Source organism: Aeromicrobium sp. Root495, from assembly GCF_001426755.1.
GTDB lineage: Bacteria > Actinomycetota > Actinomycetes > Propionibacteriales > Nocardioidaceae > Aeromicrobium.
Genome location: NZ_LMFJ01000001.1, coordinates 832,208 through 845,602 on the forward strand (window position 1 = coordinate 832,208; position 13,395 = coordinate 845,602).

The following is a 13,395-nucleotide window of genomic DNA, read 5'->3' on the forward strand; positions in this document are numbered from 1 at the left end:
GCGGTGCACAGGCAACCGCTCAAGAATAGCCGACGACCCCGGGGCGAGGCCAATCAGGTGCTGCGCAGGCCCAGAACCGGTTCGCTCCCGACCTCTGGGGGTGCCGACCGATACCCTCCCCTCATGGTCCTGCGTCTCAACGCCGTCGCGTTCCGCGCGTGGACCCGGCTCTGTGCGGCATCGCTGTCCGCCGCCCGCGCGGAGATCGACGCGCTCAACGTCTTCCCCGTGCCCGACGGCGACACCGGCAACAACGCGTACCACACGTTCCAGGCCGGAGCCGGTGCCGTGGACGCGCTCGCGGCCGACGTCCCACTGCCCGAGCTCGTCACCGCCTACACGCACGCGCTGCTCCTCTCGGCCAAGGGCAACGCGGGCAACATCTGCTCCCAGCTGGTCCGCGCGTGCTTCCGCGACCTCGACCTCGAGGGCGAGATCGACGCCACCGCCGTGGCGCACTCGTTCCGGGCCGCGTCCGACGCCGCCGACGCCGCCGTGGGCGTGCCGGTGGAGGGCACCATCCTCACCGTGGCCCGTGCTGCTGCGGTGGGTGCCGAGAAGGCTGCCGCCGACGGTCGCGACCCCCGCGGCGCCTTCGCCGCTGCGGCCGAGGCTGCGCGTGCTGCTCTGCTCCTCACGCCTTCGCAGCTGCCGCGTCTCGCGGAGGCCGGCGTGGTGGACGCCGGCGGGCGGGCCCTCGTGGTCCTCCTCGACGCCACCGAGACCGCCCTCACGGGTCGCGTCCCCACCGCTACGTCCACGCACGTCCCCGTCCCGGTGCTCGAGGGCGACGACCTCGTCGAGGGCGGTCCGGCCTACGAGGTCATGTACCTGCTCGACGCCGAGGACGACAAGGTCCCGCCGCTGCGCCGCGTGCTGGGCAACCTCGGCGACTCGCTCGTCGTGGTGGGCGGCGACCGGCTCTGGAAGATCCACGTGCATGTCGACGACGTCGGCGCCGCCATCGAGGCGGCACTCGACGCCGGCCGTCCGTACCGCATCGAGGTCACGCACTTCGCCGACCAGATCGCTCGCCAGCGTCGGCCGCGCAAGCGCAGCCGCGCCGTCATCGCCGCCACCACGGGCGCCGGTGTGGCCGAGGTGTGCCGCGACCTTGGGGCCGACGTCCTGGAGTTCTCGCGCTCGCGGCCGCTCACGATCGACCAGGTGGTCACGGCCCTGCGCGACACCGGCGCCGACGAGGTCGTCGTGCTGCCCAACGCCCAGCGCCACATCGGCCTGTTCCAGTCCGCCGCCAGTCAGCTGCGTCACGAGGACGTCCGCGTCGCGGTCATCCCCACGCACGCCCAGGTGCAGGGCCTCGCGGCCCTCGCCGTGCACGACGCCGGTCGGGAGTTCGACGAGGACGTCGTGGCCATGTCCAGCACCGCGGCCCACGCGCAGCACGGTGCCGTCACCATCGCCACCGAGCCCGGCATCACCATGGCCGGTCCGTGCCAGGCGGGCGACGTGCTGGGCGTCGTGTCCGGCGACTTCGCCGTGGTGGGGGTCGACGTCACCGCCGTCGCGGCCGACGTCGTCGACCGGCTCCTCACCTCATCCAGCGAGCTCGTGACCCTCGTGCTCGGCGAGGGTGCGCCCGAGGGCCTGGCCGACGCCCTGTCCGCGGGGCTGCGTGCGAGCCGCGTCGACGTCGACGTCGAGGTCATCGAGGGCCGGCAGGAGCACTACCCGTTGTTCGTCGCGGTGGAGTGATGGTCGACCTCGACACCCGTCTGCGCGGCGTCGTGGGCGACAAGACGGCAACCTCGCTCTCCAAGGCGTTCGGCCACGAGACCGTGGGCGACCTGCTCCGGCACTTCCCGCGCCGCTATGCCGAGCTGGGCAAGCTCACCGACCTCAAGGAGCTGCAGCCCGGCCAGCACGTCACCGTGATGGCGCGCGTGGTCTCCGCGCGGACCGCCACGTTCGGGTACCAGGGGCGGCGCCCCAAGACCCGCACCGAGGTCATCGTCACCGACGGCACCGGCCAGCTCTCGCTCACCTTCTTCCAGCAGCAGTGGCTCGAGAAGAAGCTCAGCCCCGGCACCCTCGGCCTGTTCGCCGGGGTGGTGGGGGAGTTCCGCGGGACGCTGCAGCTGACGCACCCCGACCACGAGGTGCTCGAGGACGACGACCCGCTCGGCACCGACTCCCGCATCGCCCGCGGCATCATCCCCATGTATCCGGCGTCGGCCAAGGTGCCCACGTGGCGGGTCGAGAAGTGCATCGAGGTCGTCCTCGACGTCCTCGACGACGACCTCCCGGACCCGCTGCCCGAGGAGGTCCGCAAGGACCGAGGACTCATGGGGGCCCGCGACGCGTTCGTGCTGATCCACCGCCCGCTCAACGCCGGCTCGTGGCAGTCCGCGCGCGACCGCTTCCGCTTCGAGGAGGCGTTCGTCCTGCAGACGGTGTTCGCGCAGCGTCGGCACGACGTCGAGCAGCACTCCGCCGTCGCCCGCCCGCCGGTCGCAGACGGTCTGCGGGAGCGGTTCCTCGACCGGCTGCCGTTCACGCTCACCGCGGGGCAGCAGGAGGTGTCCGAGGAGCTGGCCACGTCGCTGTCGGGCACCGTCCCCATGCACCGTCTGCTCCAGGGCGAGGTTGGCTCGGGCAAGACCATCGTCGCGCTGCTCGCCATGCTGCAGGTCGTGGATGCCGGCGCCCAGGCTGCGCTGCTGGCTCCCACCGAGGTGCTCGCAGCCCAGCACCACCGCTCCATCACGATGCTCCTCGGCGACCTTGCAGCGGGCGGGATGCTCGGAGGGGCCGAGGGCGCCACGCGCGTGCGTCTGCTCACCGGGTCCATGGGTGCCAAGGCACGTCAGGAGACGTTGCTCGACGCCCAGTCGGGCGCCGCCGGCATCGTCATCGGCACGCACGCGCTCATCCAGGACTCTGTGGGGTTCGCCGAGCTGGGGCTCGTCGTCATCGACGAGCAGCACCGCTTCGGCGTGGAGCAGCGCGCTGCGCTCGTCGACCGGGCCGAGGTCCGCCCGCACACGCTCGTCATGACCGCCACCCCCATCCCGCGCACCGTCGCGATGACGGTCTTCGGCGACCTCGAGACCTCCACGCTGCGCGAGCTCCCGGCCGGGCGTCAGCCCATCCAGACCACGGTCGTCCCTGCGCTGGAGCGCCCCGCATGGATGCAGCGCGGGTGGGAGCGCGTGCGCGAGGAGGTCGGCAAGGGCCGCCAGGCGTACGTCGTCGTCTCGCGCATCGGCACGGCCGACGAGGCCAAGTCCGAGGACGCCGAGTCGCCCACGCGCTCGCTCGTCGACGTCCACGCCGAGCTGGAGCGAGGTCCGCTCGCCGGTCTGCGACTCGCCATGCTGCACGGCCGGATGGCGGCGGACGAGAAGGACACGGTGATGAGCGCCTTCGCGGCGGGAGAGATCGACGTCCTCGTCGCCACCACCGTCGTCGAGGTGGGGGTCGACGTGCCCAACGCCACCGTCATGGTGGTCATCGATGCCGACCGCTTCGGCGTCTCGCAGCTGCACCAGCTGCGAGGCCGCGTCGGGCGAGGGTCCGAGGCCGGGCTGTGCCTGCTCGTCACCGGTGCCGACGCCGAGTCGCCGGCGCGTGAGCGTCTCGACGCGGTCGCGTCCACCACCGACGGGTTCGAGCTGTCCCGGCTCGACATCGAGCTGCGGCGTGAGGGCGACGTGCTGGGTGCGTCGCAGTCCGGCTCGCGCTCGGGGCTGCGGCTGCTCTCCGTGGTGAAGCACGAGGAGGTCATCGTCGCGGCCCGCGAGGCGGCCCAGGCCGTCGTGGCCCAGGACCCGGCGCTCTCCTCTCACCCCGACCTCCTCGCGGCGGTCCGGGAGCTCGAGGAGACCGAGAGCGCCACGTACATGGAGCGCACATGACCAGGATCATCGCCGGCGGACTCGGCGGCCGTCGGATCGAGACGCCCAAGGGCGATGGCACCCGGCCCACGAGCGACCGCGTCCGCGAGTCGCTGTTCGCCTCGCTCCGCTCGCTGCTCGGCGGGTTCGGCGAGCTGACCGTCCTCGACCTCTACGCCGGCTCCGGAGCACTGGGGCTGGAGGCGCTGTCGCGGGGTGCGTCGTCGGCGGTGCTGGTGGAGTCCGACGCCAATGCCGCGGCCGTGATCACCCGCAACGTGCGCGAGCTGGGCGTCCCGGCGCGGGTGCAGCGCTCGAGCGTCGAGCGCTACCTCGAGTCCTCTTCCGACGGTCCGTTCGACCTCGTCCTCTGCGACCCGCCGTACGCCGTCACCGGCACGGTGCTCACCGAGCAGCTCACGTCGCTGCGCAGGTTGCTCGGGCTGGGCTCGGTGGTGGTGGTGGAGCGGTCGTCGCGCACCCCCGACCTCGTGTGGCCCGACGGCTATGAGCCCCTGCGGCACAAGGCCTACGGGGAGACGACGCTTTGGTACGGTCAGGCCCATGGCTGAGCCCACACGTGTCGTGTGTCCCGGTTCCTTCGACCCGATGACCAACGGTCACCTCGACATCGTCGAGCGCGCCGCCCGCCTGTTCGACGAGGTGGTCGTGGCCGTGCTGGTCAACGAGAAGAAGCAGGGCCTGTTCCCCATCCCGGAGCGGCTCGAGCTCATCGCCGAGGTCACGTCGCACCTGCCCAACGTGAAGGTCGACTCGTTCCACGGCCTGCTCGTGGACTACTGCACCGACCACGGGATCACCGGCATCGTGAAGGGTCTGCGCGCGGCGTCGGACTTCGACTACGAGCTGCCCATGGCGCACATGAACGACCACATGACGAAGGTGGACACCGTCTTCCTGGCCACCAGCCCGGGGCTCTCGTTCGTCTCGTCGAGCCTGGTCAAGGAGATCGTGAAGGGCGGCGCCGACGCCTCCGGCCTCGTCCCCGATGCGGTCCGTACCCGGCTGAACGCTGCGCTCGGCCGCTGAGCCAAGGCCCACCCGGCCCGGGTGGGGGACGAACGATGAGGGTTTGTGGTCGCTGAGGCGACCTTGATCCCTCGTCGTTGGTCGGCGGGGGACGAACGATGAGGGCTTGAGGTCGGTGGGGCGACCCGGATCCCTCGTCGTTGGTCAACCCCACGAAGGATGAGTGTTTGTGGTCGCTGAGGCGACCTTGATCCCTCGTCGTTGGTCAGGCCAGGACGAAGGATGAGGGCTCGCGGCCGCCGGGACGACCACAACCCCTCATCGTTGGTCCGAGCCGGGCGGGCTACTCGCCGAGGTGGATGGCCTCGAGGTGGTCGGGGCGGTTGACCTGGACGGCGCGCTGGAGCGCCTTCTTGCCGAACTTCTCCCGCACCGCGTCGACGGCGTCGTCGAGCTCGGGCCCGGAGTCGGCCTCGAGCGGGAGCGCCAGCTGGGCCGGCTGCCGGTCGAGCCCGCCGACGGAGACCGACACGAGCGTGAGGCCGCGCTGCTCGACGTCGTCGACCCGCCGACGCAGCAGCGCCTGGGCCGTGGACAGGATCGTGCTGGTGTGCGCCGTTGGACGGGGGAGGGTGTGCGACGTGGTGGACCGGCTGAAGTCGGCGAACCGCAGCCCGACGGTGACGGTGGCGCCCGTGCGGTCGGCGGCCCGCATGCGCCGGGTGACGCGGTCGACCAGGCCGATGAGCACCGCGTCGACGTCGGCCGGAGTATGAGGACCGCGCCCCATGGCGTGCTGCGAGCCCATGGAGTGCCGCCGCGGCGCAGGGGAGGAGAAACCAGCGGCCACGAGACGCGGGTCGTGGCCCGTGGCCAGCGCGTGCAGGTGCCGCCCCGCCGCGCCGCCGACGATGCGCGACAGCTCCGCGGGCTGCAGCTCGGCGACGTCGCCCACGGTCCGGATCCGCGCCTCGTGCAGCGCCGCCGACGTGACCGGCCCGACGCCCCACAGCCGCTCGACCGGCAGCGCGAGCAGGAACGTGCGCTCCGTGGACAGCGGCACGACGAGAAGGCCGTCGGGCTTGGCCATGGCACTGGCGACCTTGGCCAGGTGCTTGGTGCGGGCCACACCCACCGAGATGGGCAGGCCGACCCGCGCCCGGACGCGCGAGCGCAGCTCGGTGGCGATGGAAGCAGGCGTGCCGCGGATCTTGCGCAGCCCACCCACCTCGAGGAAGGCCTCGTCGACGCTGATCCCCTCGACCAGGGGAGTGGTGTCGGCGAACTCGGCGAAGACGTCGCGGCTGGCCTGGAGGTAGACGTCCATGCGGGGCGGCACCACCACGGCGTCGGGGCACAGGCGCATGGCCTGACGCCCGCCCATGGCGCCCTTGACCCCGCGGGCGCGGGCCTCGTAGCTGGCCGCGAGCACCACTCCGCCGCCCACGATGACGGGCCTTCCGCGCAGCTCAGGGTGGTCGCGCTGCTCCACCGCGGCGTAGAACGAGTCGAGGTCGGCGTGCAGGACGGTTCCCTGGTCCGCGCCGTCGATCTCGTCCATGCACCCGATGGTGCCAGGGCCCTCGGACACGATTGGTGTCCTGGGGGAGTCGCAGGCTACGATGGTCCACGGTCTGCTTGCAGGCCATGATCTGTCGTGCTCTCGATGAAATGGTTGCCCGTGTCCTCCCCGATGGTCTTCGACACCCACGAGCTGGGTCGTCGTCCCGGAGCGGAGAAGGCGTACACCCGGACCATCGAGGCCCCGGCAGATCTGGGTCACGACGTCTACGGCGTCCCGGAAGGGTCGCCGGTGAACCTCGAGCTCCGGCTCGAGATCATCATGGACGGCGTGCTGGTCACCGGCTCGGCCATGACTCACGTCGTGGGTGAGTGCGTACGGTGCCTGGACGACCTCGAGGACGATCTCGAGTTCGACTTCCAGGAGCTGTACGTGTTCGAGCCGGTCGTCGGTGAGGATGCCGACGACGAGATCCTGGCCCTCGAGGAAGACATGCTCGACCTCGAACCTGTCCTGCGGGACGCGGTGGTGCTCGCACTGCCGCTCAACCCCGTGTGTGATCCGGACTGTCCGGGACTGTGCCCCGACTGCGGGGCGCGACTCGCGGATGATCCAGACCACACACATGGACCGGCGATCGACCCCCGGTGGGCATCGCTGACCAAACTGACTGACAACTCGTCGGACGCGGATCCCGCGCCCGACACGAGCAAGGAGTAGATCGTGGCAGTTCCGAAGCGGAAGATGTCGCGCAGCAACACGCGCCACCGTCGTTCGGCATGGAAGGCCACGGTCGTCCAGACGTCCAAGTGCGCCAACCCTGCGTGCAACGGTCGCGTCGTGTCGCACCGCGCCTGCGCCGAGTGCGGCCAGTACGGCGCCCGTGGCGAGCGACGTCAGGTTCTCTGACAGCCGAGTCGGCGTGTCCACGCCTCTTGACTCACTGAGGGAGGTGCTCGGGGTCCCTGACCTCGACACCGCCCTCTTGACGCATGCCCTGACGCACCGCTCGTACGCGTACGAGAACGGCAACATCCCCAACAACGAGCGCCTGGAGTTCCTCGGCGACTCGGTGCTCGGCGTGGTGGTCACGGCGGCGTTGTTCCGCACCCATCCCGACCTCCCTGAGGGCCAGCTGGCCAAGCTGCGCGCGGCGGTCGTGAGTGCCAAGGCCCTGGCCGAGGTGGCCATCGAGCTCCAGCTCGGTCAGCACCTGCTGCTCGGCCGCGGGGAGGAGACCACGGGTGGACGCCGGAAGGCCTCCATCCTCTCCGACACGGTCGAGGCCATCATCGGTGCGATCTACCTCCAGTTCGGCATCGAGCGGGCCTCGGAGGTCGTCCACCGCGTGTTCGACCCGTTCATCGCCCGCGCCGCCGAGATGGGCGCCGGCCTGGACTGGAAGACCTCCCTCCAGGAGATCGCCGCCGACCACGGCCTGGGCGTGCCGCGCTACGTGCTCGAGGGCACCGGCCCCGACCACGACAAGACGTTCACCGCCGAGGTCCACCTCGGCGAGCAGGTCTTCGACGGCGGCACCGGCCGCTCCAAGAAGGAGGCCGAGCAGATGGTCGCCGAGATCGCCTGGCGTGCCATCTCGGCCCACGCGGCCAAGGCCGCGGTCGCCGACGCCGTCGATGCCTGAGCTTCCCGAGGTCGAGGTCGTCCGGCTGGGACTGGCCTCCCACGTGGTCGGGCACCGCATCACCGGAGTCGACGTCCACGAGACGCGCTCGCTGCGTCGCCACGTCCAGGGCCCGGCCGACTTCGTCGGACGTCTCGAGGGCCGCACGGTCGTGGACGCGCGCCGGCGCGGCAAGTACCTCTGGCTGCCGCTCGACGACGGCGACGCCCTCCTGGCCCACCTCGGGATGAGCGGCCAGATGCTCATCAGCGAGCAGGGGCGCCCCGACCCGCGCCACCTCCGGGTGAGCCTGCACCTCGACGACGGCACGGTCCTGCAGTTCGCCGACCAGCGCATCTTCGGCGGTCTGGCCGTGAGCGACGGTGGCGCCGAGCTGCCGGTCGAGATCGCCCACATCGCCCGCGACCCGCTCGACCCGCTCTTCGACGACGAGGAGTTCCGTGCGCGGATCACCAAGCGCGAGACCGGGGTCAAGCGCGCGCTGCTCGACCAGACCCTCATCTCCGGCGTCGGCAACATCTATGCCGACGAGTCGCTGTGGCGCACGCCGCTGCACTACGCGCGGAACACCAAGAACCTGCGCCGCCCCGAGGTCGTCTCGCTGCTCGGCCACGTGCGCGCCGTGATGACCGAGGCGCTGGCCCAGGGCGGAACGTCGTTCGACGCTCTCTACGTCAACGTGAACGGCCAGAGCGGGTACTTCGACCGTTCGCTCGCGGCCTACGGCCAGGAGGGCGAGCCGTGCCCCCGCTGCGGCACCCCCATCCGCCGCGACTCCTTCATGAACCGCTCGTCGTTCTCCTGCCCCACGTGCCAGCCCCGCCCCCGCCACGGCAAGTGGTGAACCCTCCCGTCTGAGCGGTGGATCCTCCACTGAAAGATCGGCCACCCGGTGGGCGGTGGATCTTCCACCGTATGGAGGCCCAGACGGTGGAAGATCCACCGCCCGGCGGAGGTCGTCCGCATTCGGTGGAGGATCCACCGCTCCGGGGGCGGTGGGCTGGAACCACTAGGCTCGCGGCGTGGACGGCGAGCAGTACGGCATCGAGGCGCGTGCCCGCATCGTCCCCGAGCCGCCCAAGCGCGCCGGGCGCAGCTCCTTCGAGCGAGACCGCGCACGCGTGCTGCACTCCGCGGCCCTGCGCCGACTCAGCGCCAAGACCCAGGTCATGCACGCCGGCACCGACGACTTCGTGCGCAACCGCCTCACGCACTCGCTCGAGGTGGCCCAGGTGGCCCGCGAGCTCGGCCAGTCCCTGGGGTGCGACCCCGACGTCGTCGACTCCGCGGCCCTGTCCCACGACCTCGGCCACCCGCCGTTCGGCCACAACGGCGAGGTCGCGCTCGACGAGGCGGCCCAGCCGTGCGGCGGCTTCGAGGGCAACGCGCAGACCCTGCGGATCCTGAGCCGGCTCGAGTCCAAGACCTTCGCGCCCGACGGCCGCAGTGTCGGCCTCAACCTCACCCGGGCCACGCTCTCGGCCTGCGTGAAGTACCCGTGGCCACGCGAGGACGCACCGATGGGCAGCAACAAGTTCGGGGCCTACGACGACGACCTGTGGGTCTTCGACTGGCTCCGCGACGGCGCTCCCGGACGCCGCCGCCCCATCGAGGCACAGGTCATGGACCTGGCCGACGACATCGCCTACTCCGTGCACGACGTCGAGGACGGCGTCTTCGGCGGCTGGTTCTCGCTCACCCCGGGCAGCCTCGACCTCGCGAGCATCCACCACGTGGCCCGCGACTGGTACGACCCCGACGCCACCGACGACCGCCTCGACGGAGCCCTCGAGCGCCTCCAGGCCCTCCCGGAGTGGCCGCACGGCACGTTCGACGGTGGCCGCCGTGCCCGCGCCGAGCTCAAGAGCCTCACGAGCGGCCTCATCGGCCGGTTCGCGATCGCCGCGCAGAACGCCACGGTCCACCGCTGGGGGAGCGGCCCGCTCACGCGCTACCGCGCCGACCTGGAGGTCCCCGAGGGCACGCGCGACGAGATCACGGTGCTCAAGTCCATCGCCGCGCACTACGTCATGCGGGCCGACGACCGCGTGGCGCAGCTCAGCGACCAGCGCGACCTGCTGCGCTCGCTCGTCTCGCACCTCGTGCTCGGTGGCGGCCGCCACCTCGAGCCGGAGTTCGCGGCCGACCTGGAGCGCGCCGACGGTGACGCTGCCGCCCTCCGGGTCGTGATCGACCAGGTCGCGAGCCTCACCGACGTCTCCGCCCGGCTCTGGGCCGACCAGCTCCTCGGCTGAACCGACGACCGTCCCGGATCGCGGTCCGCACGGTCGGTGCCGCCCCCTAGGATGCAGGTGTGGCGGGGCTCATCAAGGACGAGGACATCCAGCTCGTCCGCGAGCGCGTCCGCATCGACGAGGTGGTCGAGCAGTACGTCACGCTGCGCAACGCCGGCGGCGGGTCCCGCAAGGGCCTGTGCCCGTTCCACGACGAGAAGACTCCGTCGTTCAACGTGAGCCCCTCGCGCGGCACCTATCACTGCTTCGGCTGCGGCGAGGGCGGCGACGCCATCAAGTTCCTCCAGCAGATCGAGGGCCTCACCTTCGTGGAGTCCGTCGAGCGCCTCGCGGCCAAGTACGGCCTGCAGCTGCGCTACGACGAGTCCGTGCAGCAGCGCGGTCCGCGCCGCGACCCCCAGCAGCGTCAGCGGCTCCTCGAGGCGCACCGCCTGGCGGCCGAGTTCTACTCCACGGTCCTGCAGAGCTCGCCCGACGGGCAGGCGGGTCGCCAGTTCGTCACCGACCGCGGCTTCGACCAGTCCGCCGCCGGCACCTTCGGCATGGGCTTCGCCCCGCGCGGCGGCGAGGAGCTCGTGGCCCACCTCAAGGGCAAGGGCTTCACCGACGAGGAGCTCACCGTCGGTGGTCTCGCCTCGCGCGGCCAGCGCGGTCTCTACGACCGGTTCCGCGGCCGCCTCATGTGGCCCATCCGGGAGATGACCGGTGAGGTCATCGGCTTCGGCGCCCGCCGCATGTTCGACGACGACCGCATCGAGGCCAAGTACCTCAACACCTCCGAGACGCCCATCTACAAGAAGAGCCAGGTGCTCTACGGCATCGACATGGCCAGGCGGCAGATCTCCAGCTCCAGCCAGGCCGTCGTCGTCGAGGGCTACACCGACGTCATGGCGTGCCACCAGGCCGGCGTCCGCACCGCCGTGGCCACCTGCGGCACGGCGTTCGGCGAGGAGCACGCCCGCATCCTGCGCCGCATCCTGCTCGACCACGACGCCTTCCGCGGCGAGGTCATCTTCACCTTCGACGGCGACGAGGCCGGCCAGCGCGCCGCCATGAAGGCGTTCGAGGGCGACCAGCAGTTCACCGCCCAGACCTACGTGGCCGTCGAGCCCCGGGGCATGGACCCGTGCGACCTGCGCCTCGCCGACGGCGACGCCGCGGTGCGCGAGCTCGTGGCGTCCCGCATCCCGCTGTACCGGTTCGTCCTCGAGAACACCCTCACCAAGTACGACCTCGACCGCGGCGACCAGCGCATCGACGCGGTCCGGGAGTCCGTGGGTCTGGCCACCGCCATCCGCGACAAGAGCAAGACCGAGGAGTTCCTGCGCGAGATCGCCACGCGGGTGGGCGTCGACGTCGACCAGGTCCGCGAGGAGCACCGCCGCCACAAGCCGGCCACCAAGCCCCAGCGCATCACGCCGGCCCGGGCCGACGCGGCCGCGGCGGCCGCTCCCGCGCCCGCCCCCGAGCCCTTCGTCAGCTTCGGAGCCCCGCAGTTCGCCCCCGAGCGCGAGGCGCTCAAGGCCATCGCGCAGTACCCGCACCTGGCCAAGGCCCACCTCGACGACGTCCACGAGAACGACTTCACGCACCCCGTGGGTCGCGAGGTCTGGAAGCACCTGGTGGCGCACGGCCTGCCCGACCGCGCCGACTCGTCCTTCGTCCCCTCCGTGGCCGACACCCTTCCGTCCGACGACCTCCGGCGGGTCCTCATGATCGCGTCGTCCGAGCCGCTCAGCTCCACCGAGGGCGGGGCGCCCGCCGTGGTGGGCTCGGTCATCGCGCACCTCCAGCTGCTCACCTCGGGACGCCGCGTCGCCGAGATCAAGAGCAAGCTGCAGCGCACCAACCCCATCGACGAGGCCGAGACCTACAACCGTCTCTTCGGCGAGCTCATCGCCCTCGAGCAGCAGCACCGCGCCCTGCGCGACCGCGCCATCGGCATCTGAGCCAGGCCGTCCACAGGCCCAAGGCCGGGTGGTTCCGCGCAGGACCCGTGCCCAGCAGGCTGATCGGGTGGACCCGCGCAGCCTGACTCGTCAGCCACCTCTCGACCCCGTCGTGGAGCGTGACCTGGCCCGAGCCGTCCGCTCGGGCGACGTGGAGGCCCGCGACGCCCTGGTGCGCTCCGGCCTGCGCCTCGTGGCCCTCAGGGCGCTCTCGCTCGGCTTCGTGGGGCCGGCGTTCGACGATGCGCTGCAGGACGGCACGGAGGGACTCCTGAAGGCAGTCGACCGCTTCGACCCCGACCGGGGCGCAGCGCTCGCGACCTTCGCCTGGCCCTGGATCACCGGCGCCATCCTCAAGGGTGCGCGCGTCCGTCGCGTCGACCTCCCTGCCGTCGCGGAGGCCGACCCCGGACCAGGCTCCACGGCAGGTCTGGACGTCTCCCACGCGCTCGACGAGCTGCCTCCCGCGCAGGCCCGGGCGGTGCGGCTGCGCTTCGGCCTCGGCGACCACGACGCCGCTCCGCTGACCCGGCGCGAGGTGGCCCAGGCCCTCGGTGTCTCGGAGCCCGCTGCACGCCGGCTCGAGGACCGGGCGGTGCAACACCTCCGCCGCAGACTTGCTACAGTTGGCGACCGTGCTTCACGTTCGCGAGAAGCCGATCCCCTATAGCTCAATTGGCAGAGCATTCGACTGTTAATCGGAGGGTTCTTGGTTCGAGTCCAAGTGGGGGAGCGCAGAACCTACAGACCTGCGTGACCTGGAACGCCCGCTGACATCGTCAGCGGGCGTTCTGTCGTCAGAGGGGGTAGCCCACCTTGGCGGGGGCGTCGAAACGGTCGGTGTCGATGCCGCGCGCCGTGAGCGCGTCGATGGCCTCGGGAAGGGTGGCGAAGCGCGAGACGCGCCGGTCGAGCACCTCGTCGGGGTCGATGTGCTGGCCACTGCGGAGCGTCTTCACGTGCTCGAACTCGACCATCACGATCTGGTCCTCCTCGCGGGACAGCGTGATCCAGGCGCGACGGTCCGTCGCGGACGCCTTCACCTCCGAGACCACGGGGGAGCGCCACATCATGATGCGATTCTTCGCGTTCGACTTCACCACCCCACCTTCCCATCTTTCTGCGGTACCTCCGAACCACTTCCATGGATTCGGGACACCGGGGGTTCACCTTCCCG

13 protein-coding genes and 1 tRNA gene are annotated in these 13,395 nt (G+C 71.4%); 12 read left to right on the forward strand and 2 right to left on the reverse strand.

Features of this window, described 5'->3' with window-relative positions:
* Nucleotides 1-123 precede the first annotated feature (123 nt).
* Genes ASD11_RS04265 through coaD form a run of 4 tightly spaced genes read left to right on the forward strand, consistent with a single transcriptional unit; the run spans nt 124 to nt 4,907 of the window.
* Nucleotides 124-1,716 (forward strand): DAK2 domain-containing protein, encoded by a 1,593-nt coding sequence (locus ASD11_RS04265; RefSeq protein ID WP_056283743.1) that lies wholly within the window; start codon nt 124-126, stop codon nt 1,714-1,716.
* A complete protein-coding gene (gene recG / locus ASD11_RS04270) occupies nt 1,716-3,878 on the forward strand; it encodes an ATP-dependent DNA helicase RecG (RefSeq protein ID WP_056283746.1) in 2,163 nt (720 codons plus the stop codon). Before ASD11_RS04265 ends, recG begins: the two co-directional genes overlap by 1 nt.
* Nucleotides 3,875-4,429 (forward strand): 16S rRNA (guanine(966)-N(2))-methyltransferase RsmD, encoded by a 555-nt coding sequence (gene rsmD, locus ASD11_RS04275; RefSeq protein ID WP_056283750.1) that lies wholly within the window; start codon nt 3,875-3,877, stop codon nt 4,427-4,429. Before recG ends, rsmD begins: the two co-directional genes overlap by 4 nt.
* On the forward strand, nt 4,422-4,907 hold the full coding sequence (coaD, locus tag ASD11_RS04280) for a pantetheine-phosphate adenylyltransferase (protein ID WP_056283753.1): 486 nt from the start codon (nt 4,422-4,424) through the stop codon (nt 4,905-4,907). Before rsmD ends, coaD begins: the two co-directional genes overlap by 8 nt.
* 283 nt (nt 4,908-5,190) lie before the next feature.
* On the opposite strand, the gene dinB is transcribed toward coaD, so the two are convergent.
* Nucleotides 5,191-6,408: a DNA polymerase IV gene (gene dinB / locus ASD11_RS04285; RefSeq protein ID WP_056288351.1), complete on the reverse strand. Its 1,218-nt coding sequence runs from the start codon at nt 6,406-6,408 to the stop codon at nt 5,191-5,193.
* Between the two features lie 120 nt (nt 6,409-6,528).
* Between dinB and ASD11_RS04290 the strand changes: the two genes are divergently transcribed.
* The 8 genes from ASD11_RS04290 to ASD11_RS04325 all read left to right on the forward strand — a co-directional run bounded on the left by ASD11_RS04290 (nt 6,529) and on the right by ASD11_RS04325 (nt 12,951).
* Nucleotides 6,529-7,089, forward strand: coding sequence for a YceD family protein (locus tag ASD11_RS04290; RefSeq protein WP_327019514.1), 561 nt, complete (start codon nt 6,529-6,531; stop codon nt 7,087-7,089).
* A gap of 3 nt (nt 7,090-7,092) precedes the next feature.
* A complete protein-coding gene (rpmF, locus tag ASD11_RS04295; protein ID WP_056283761.1) occupies nt 7,093-7,278 on the forward strand; it encodes a 50S ribosomal protein L32 in 186 nt (61 codons plus the stop codon).
* Between the two features lie 76 nt (nt 7,279-7,354).
* Nucleotides 7,355-8,014 (forward strand): ribonuclease III, encoded by a 660-nt coding sequence (rnc, locus tag ASD11_RS04300; RefSeq protein ID WP_327019515.1) that lies wholly within the window; start codon nt 7,355-7,357, stop codon nt 8,012-8,014.
* Entirely contained in the window at nt 8,007-8,858 is an 852-nt protein-coding gene (gene mutM, locus ASD11_RS04305) for a bifunctional DNA-formamidopyrimidine glycosylase/DNA-(apurinic or apyrimidinic site) lyase (protein WP_056283767.1), read from the forward strand. Before rnc ends, mutM begins: the two co-directional genes overlap by 8 nt.
* A 178-nt stretch (nt 8,859-9,036) precedes the next feature.
* Nucleotides 9,037-10,269: a deoxyguanosinetriphosphate triphosphohydrolase gene (locus ASD11_RS04310; protein WP_056283770.1), complete on the forward strand. Its 1,233-nt coding sequence runs from the start codon at nt 9,037-9,039 to the stop codon at nt 10,267-10,269.
* Between the two features lie 59 nt (nt 10,270-10,328).
* The gene (gene dnaG / locus ASD11_RS04315; protein WP_056283772.1) at nt 10,329-12,218 is read left to right on the forward strand and encodes a DNA primase; all 1,890 of its coding nucleotides are present in this window, start codon (nt 10,329-10,331) and stop codon (nt 12,216-12,218) included.
* 67 nt (nt 12,219-12,285) lie between these two features.
* On the forward strand, nt 12,286-12,888 hold the full coding sequence (locus ASD11_RS17700) for a sigma-70 family RNA polymerase sigma factor (protein ID WP_162246458.1): 603 nt from the start codon (nt 12,286-12,288) through the stop codon (nt 12,886-12,888).
* Nucleotides 12,879-12,951, forward strand: a tRNA-Asn gene (locus tag ASD11_RS04325). Before ASD11_RS17700 ends, ASD11_RS04325 begins: the two co-directional genes overlap by 10 nt.
* 64 nt (nt 12,952-13,015) lie before the next feature.
* On the opposite strand, the gene ASD11_RS04330 is transcribed toward ASD11_RS04325, so the two are convergent.
* Nucleotides 13,016-13,291 (reverse strand): hypothetical protein, encoded by a 276-nt coding sequence (locus tag ASD11_RS04330; protein WP_156464579.1) that lies wholly within the window; start codon nt 13,289-13,291, stop codon nt 13,016-13,018.
* Nucleotides 13,292-13,395 lie beyond the last annotated feature (104 nt).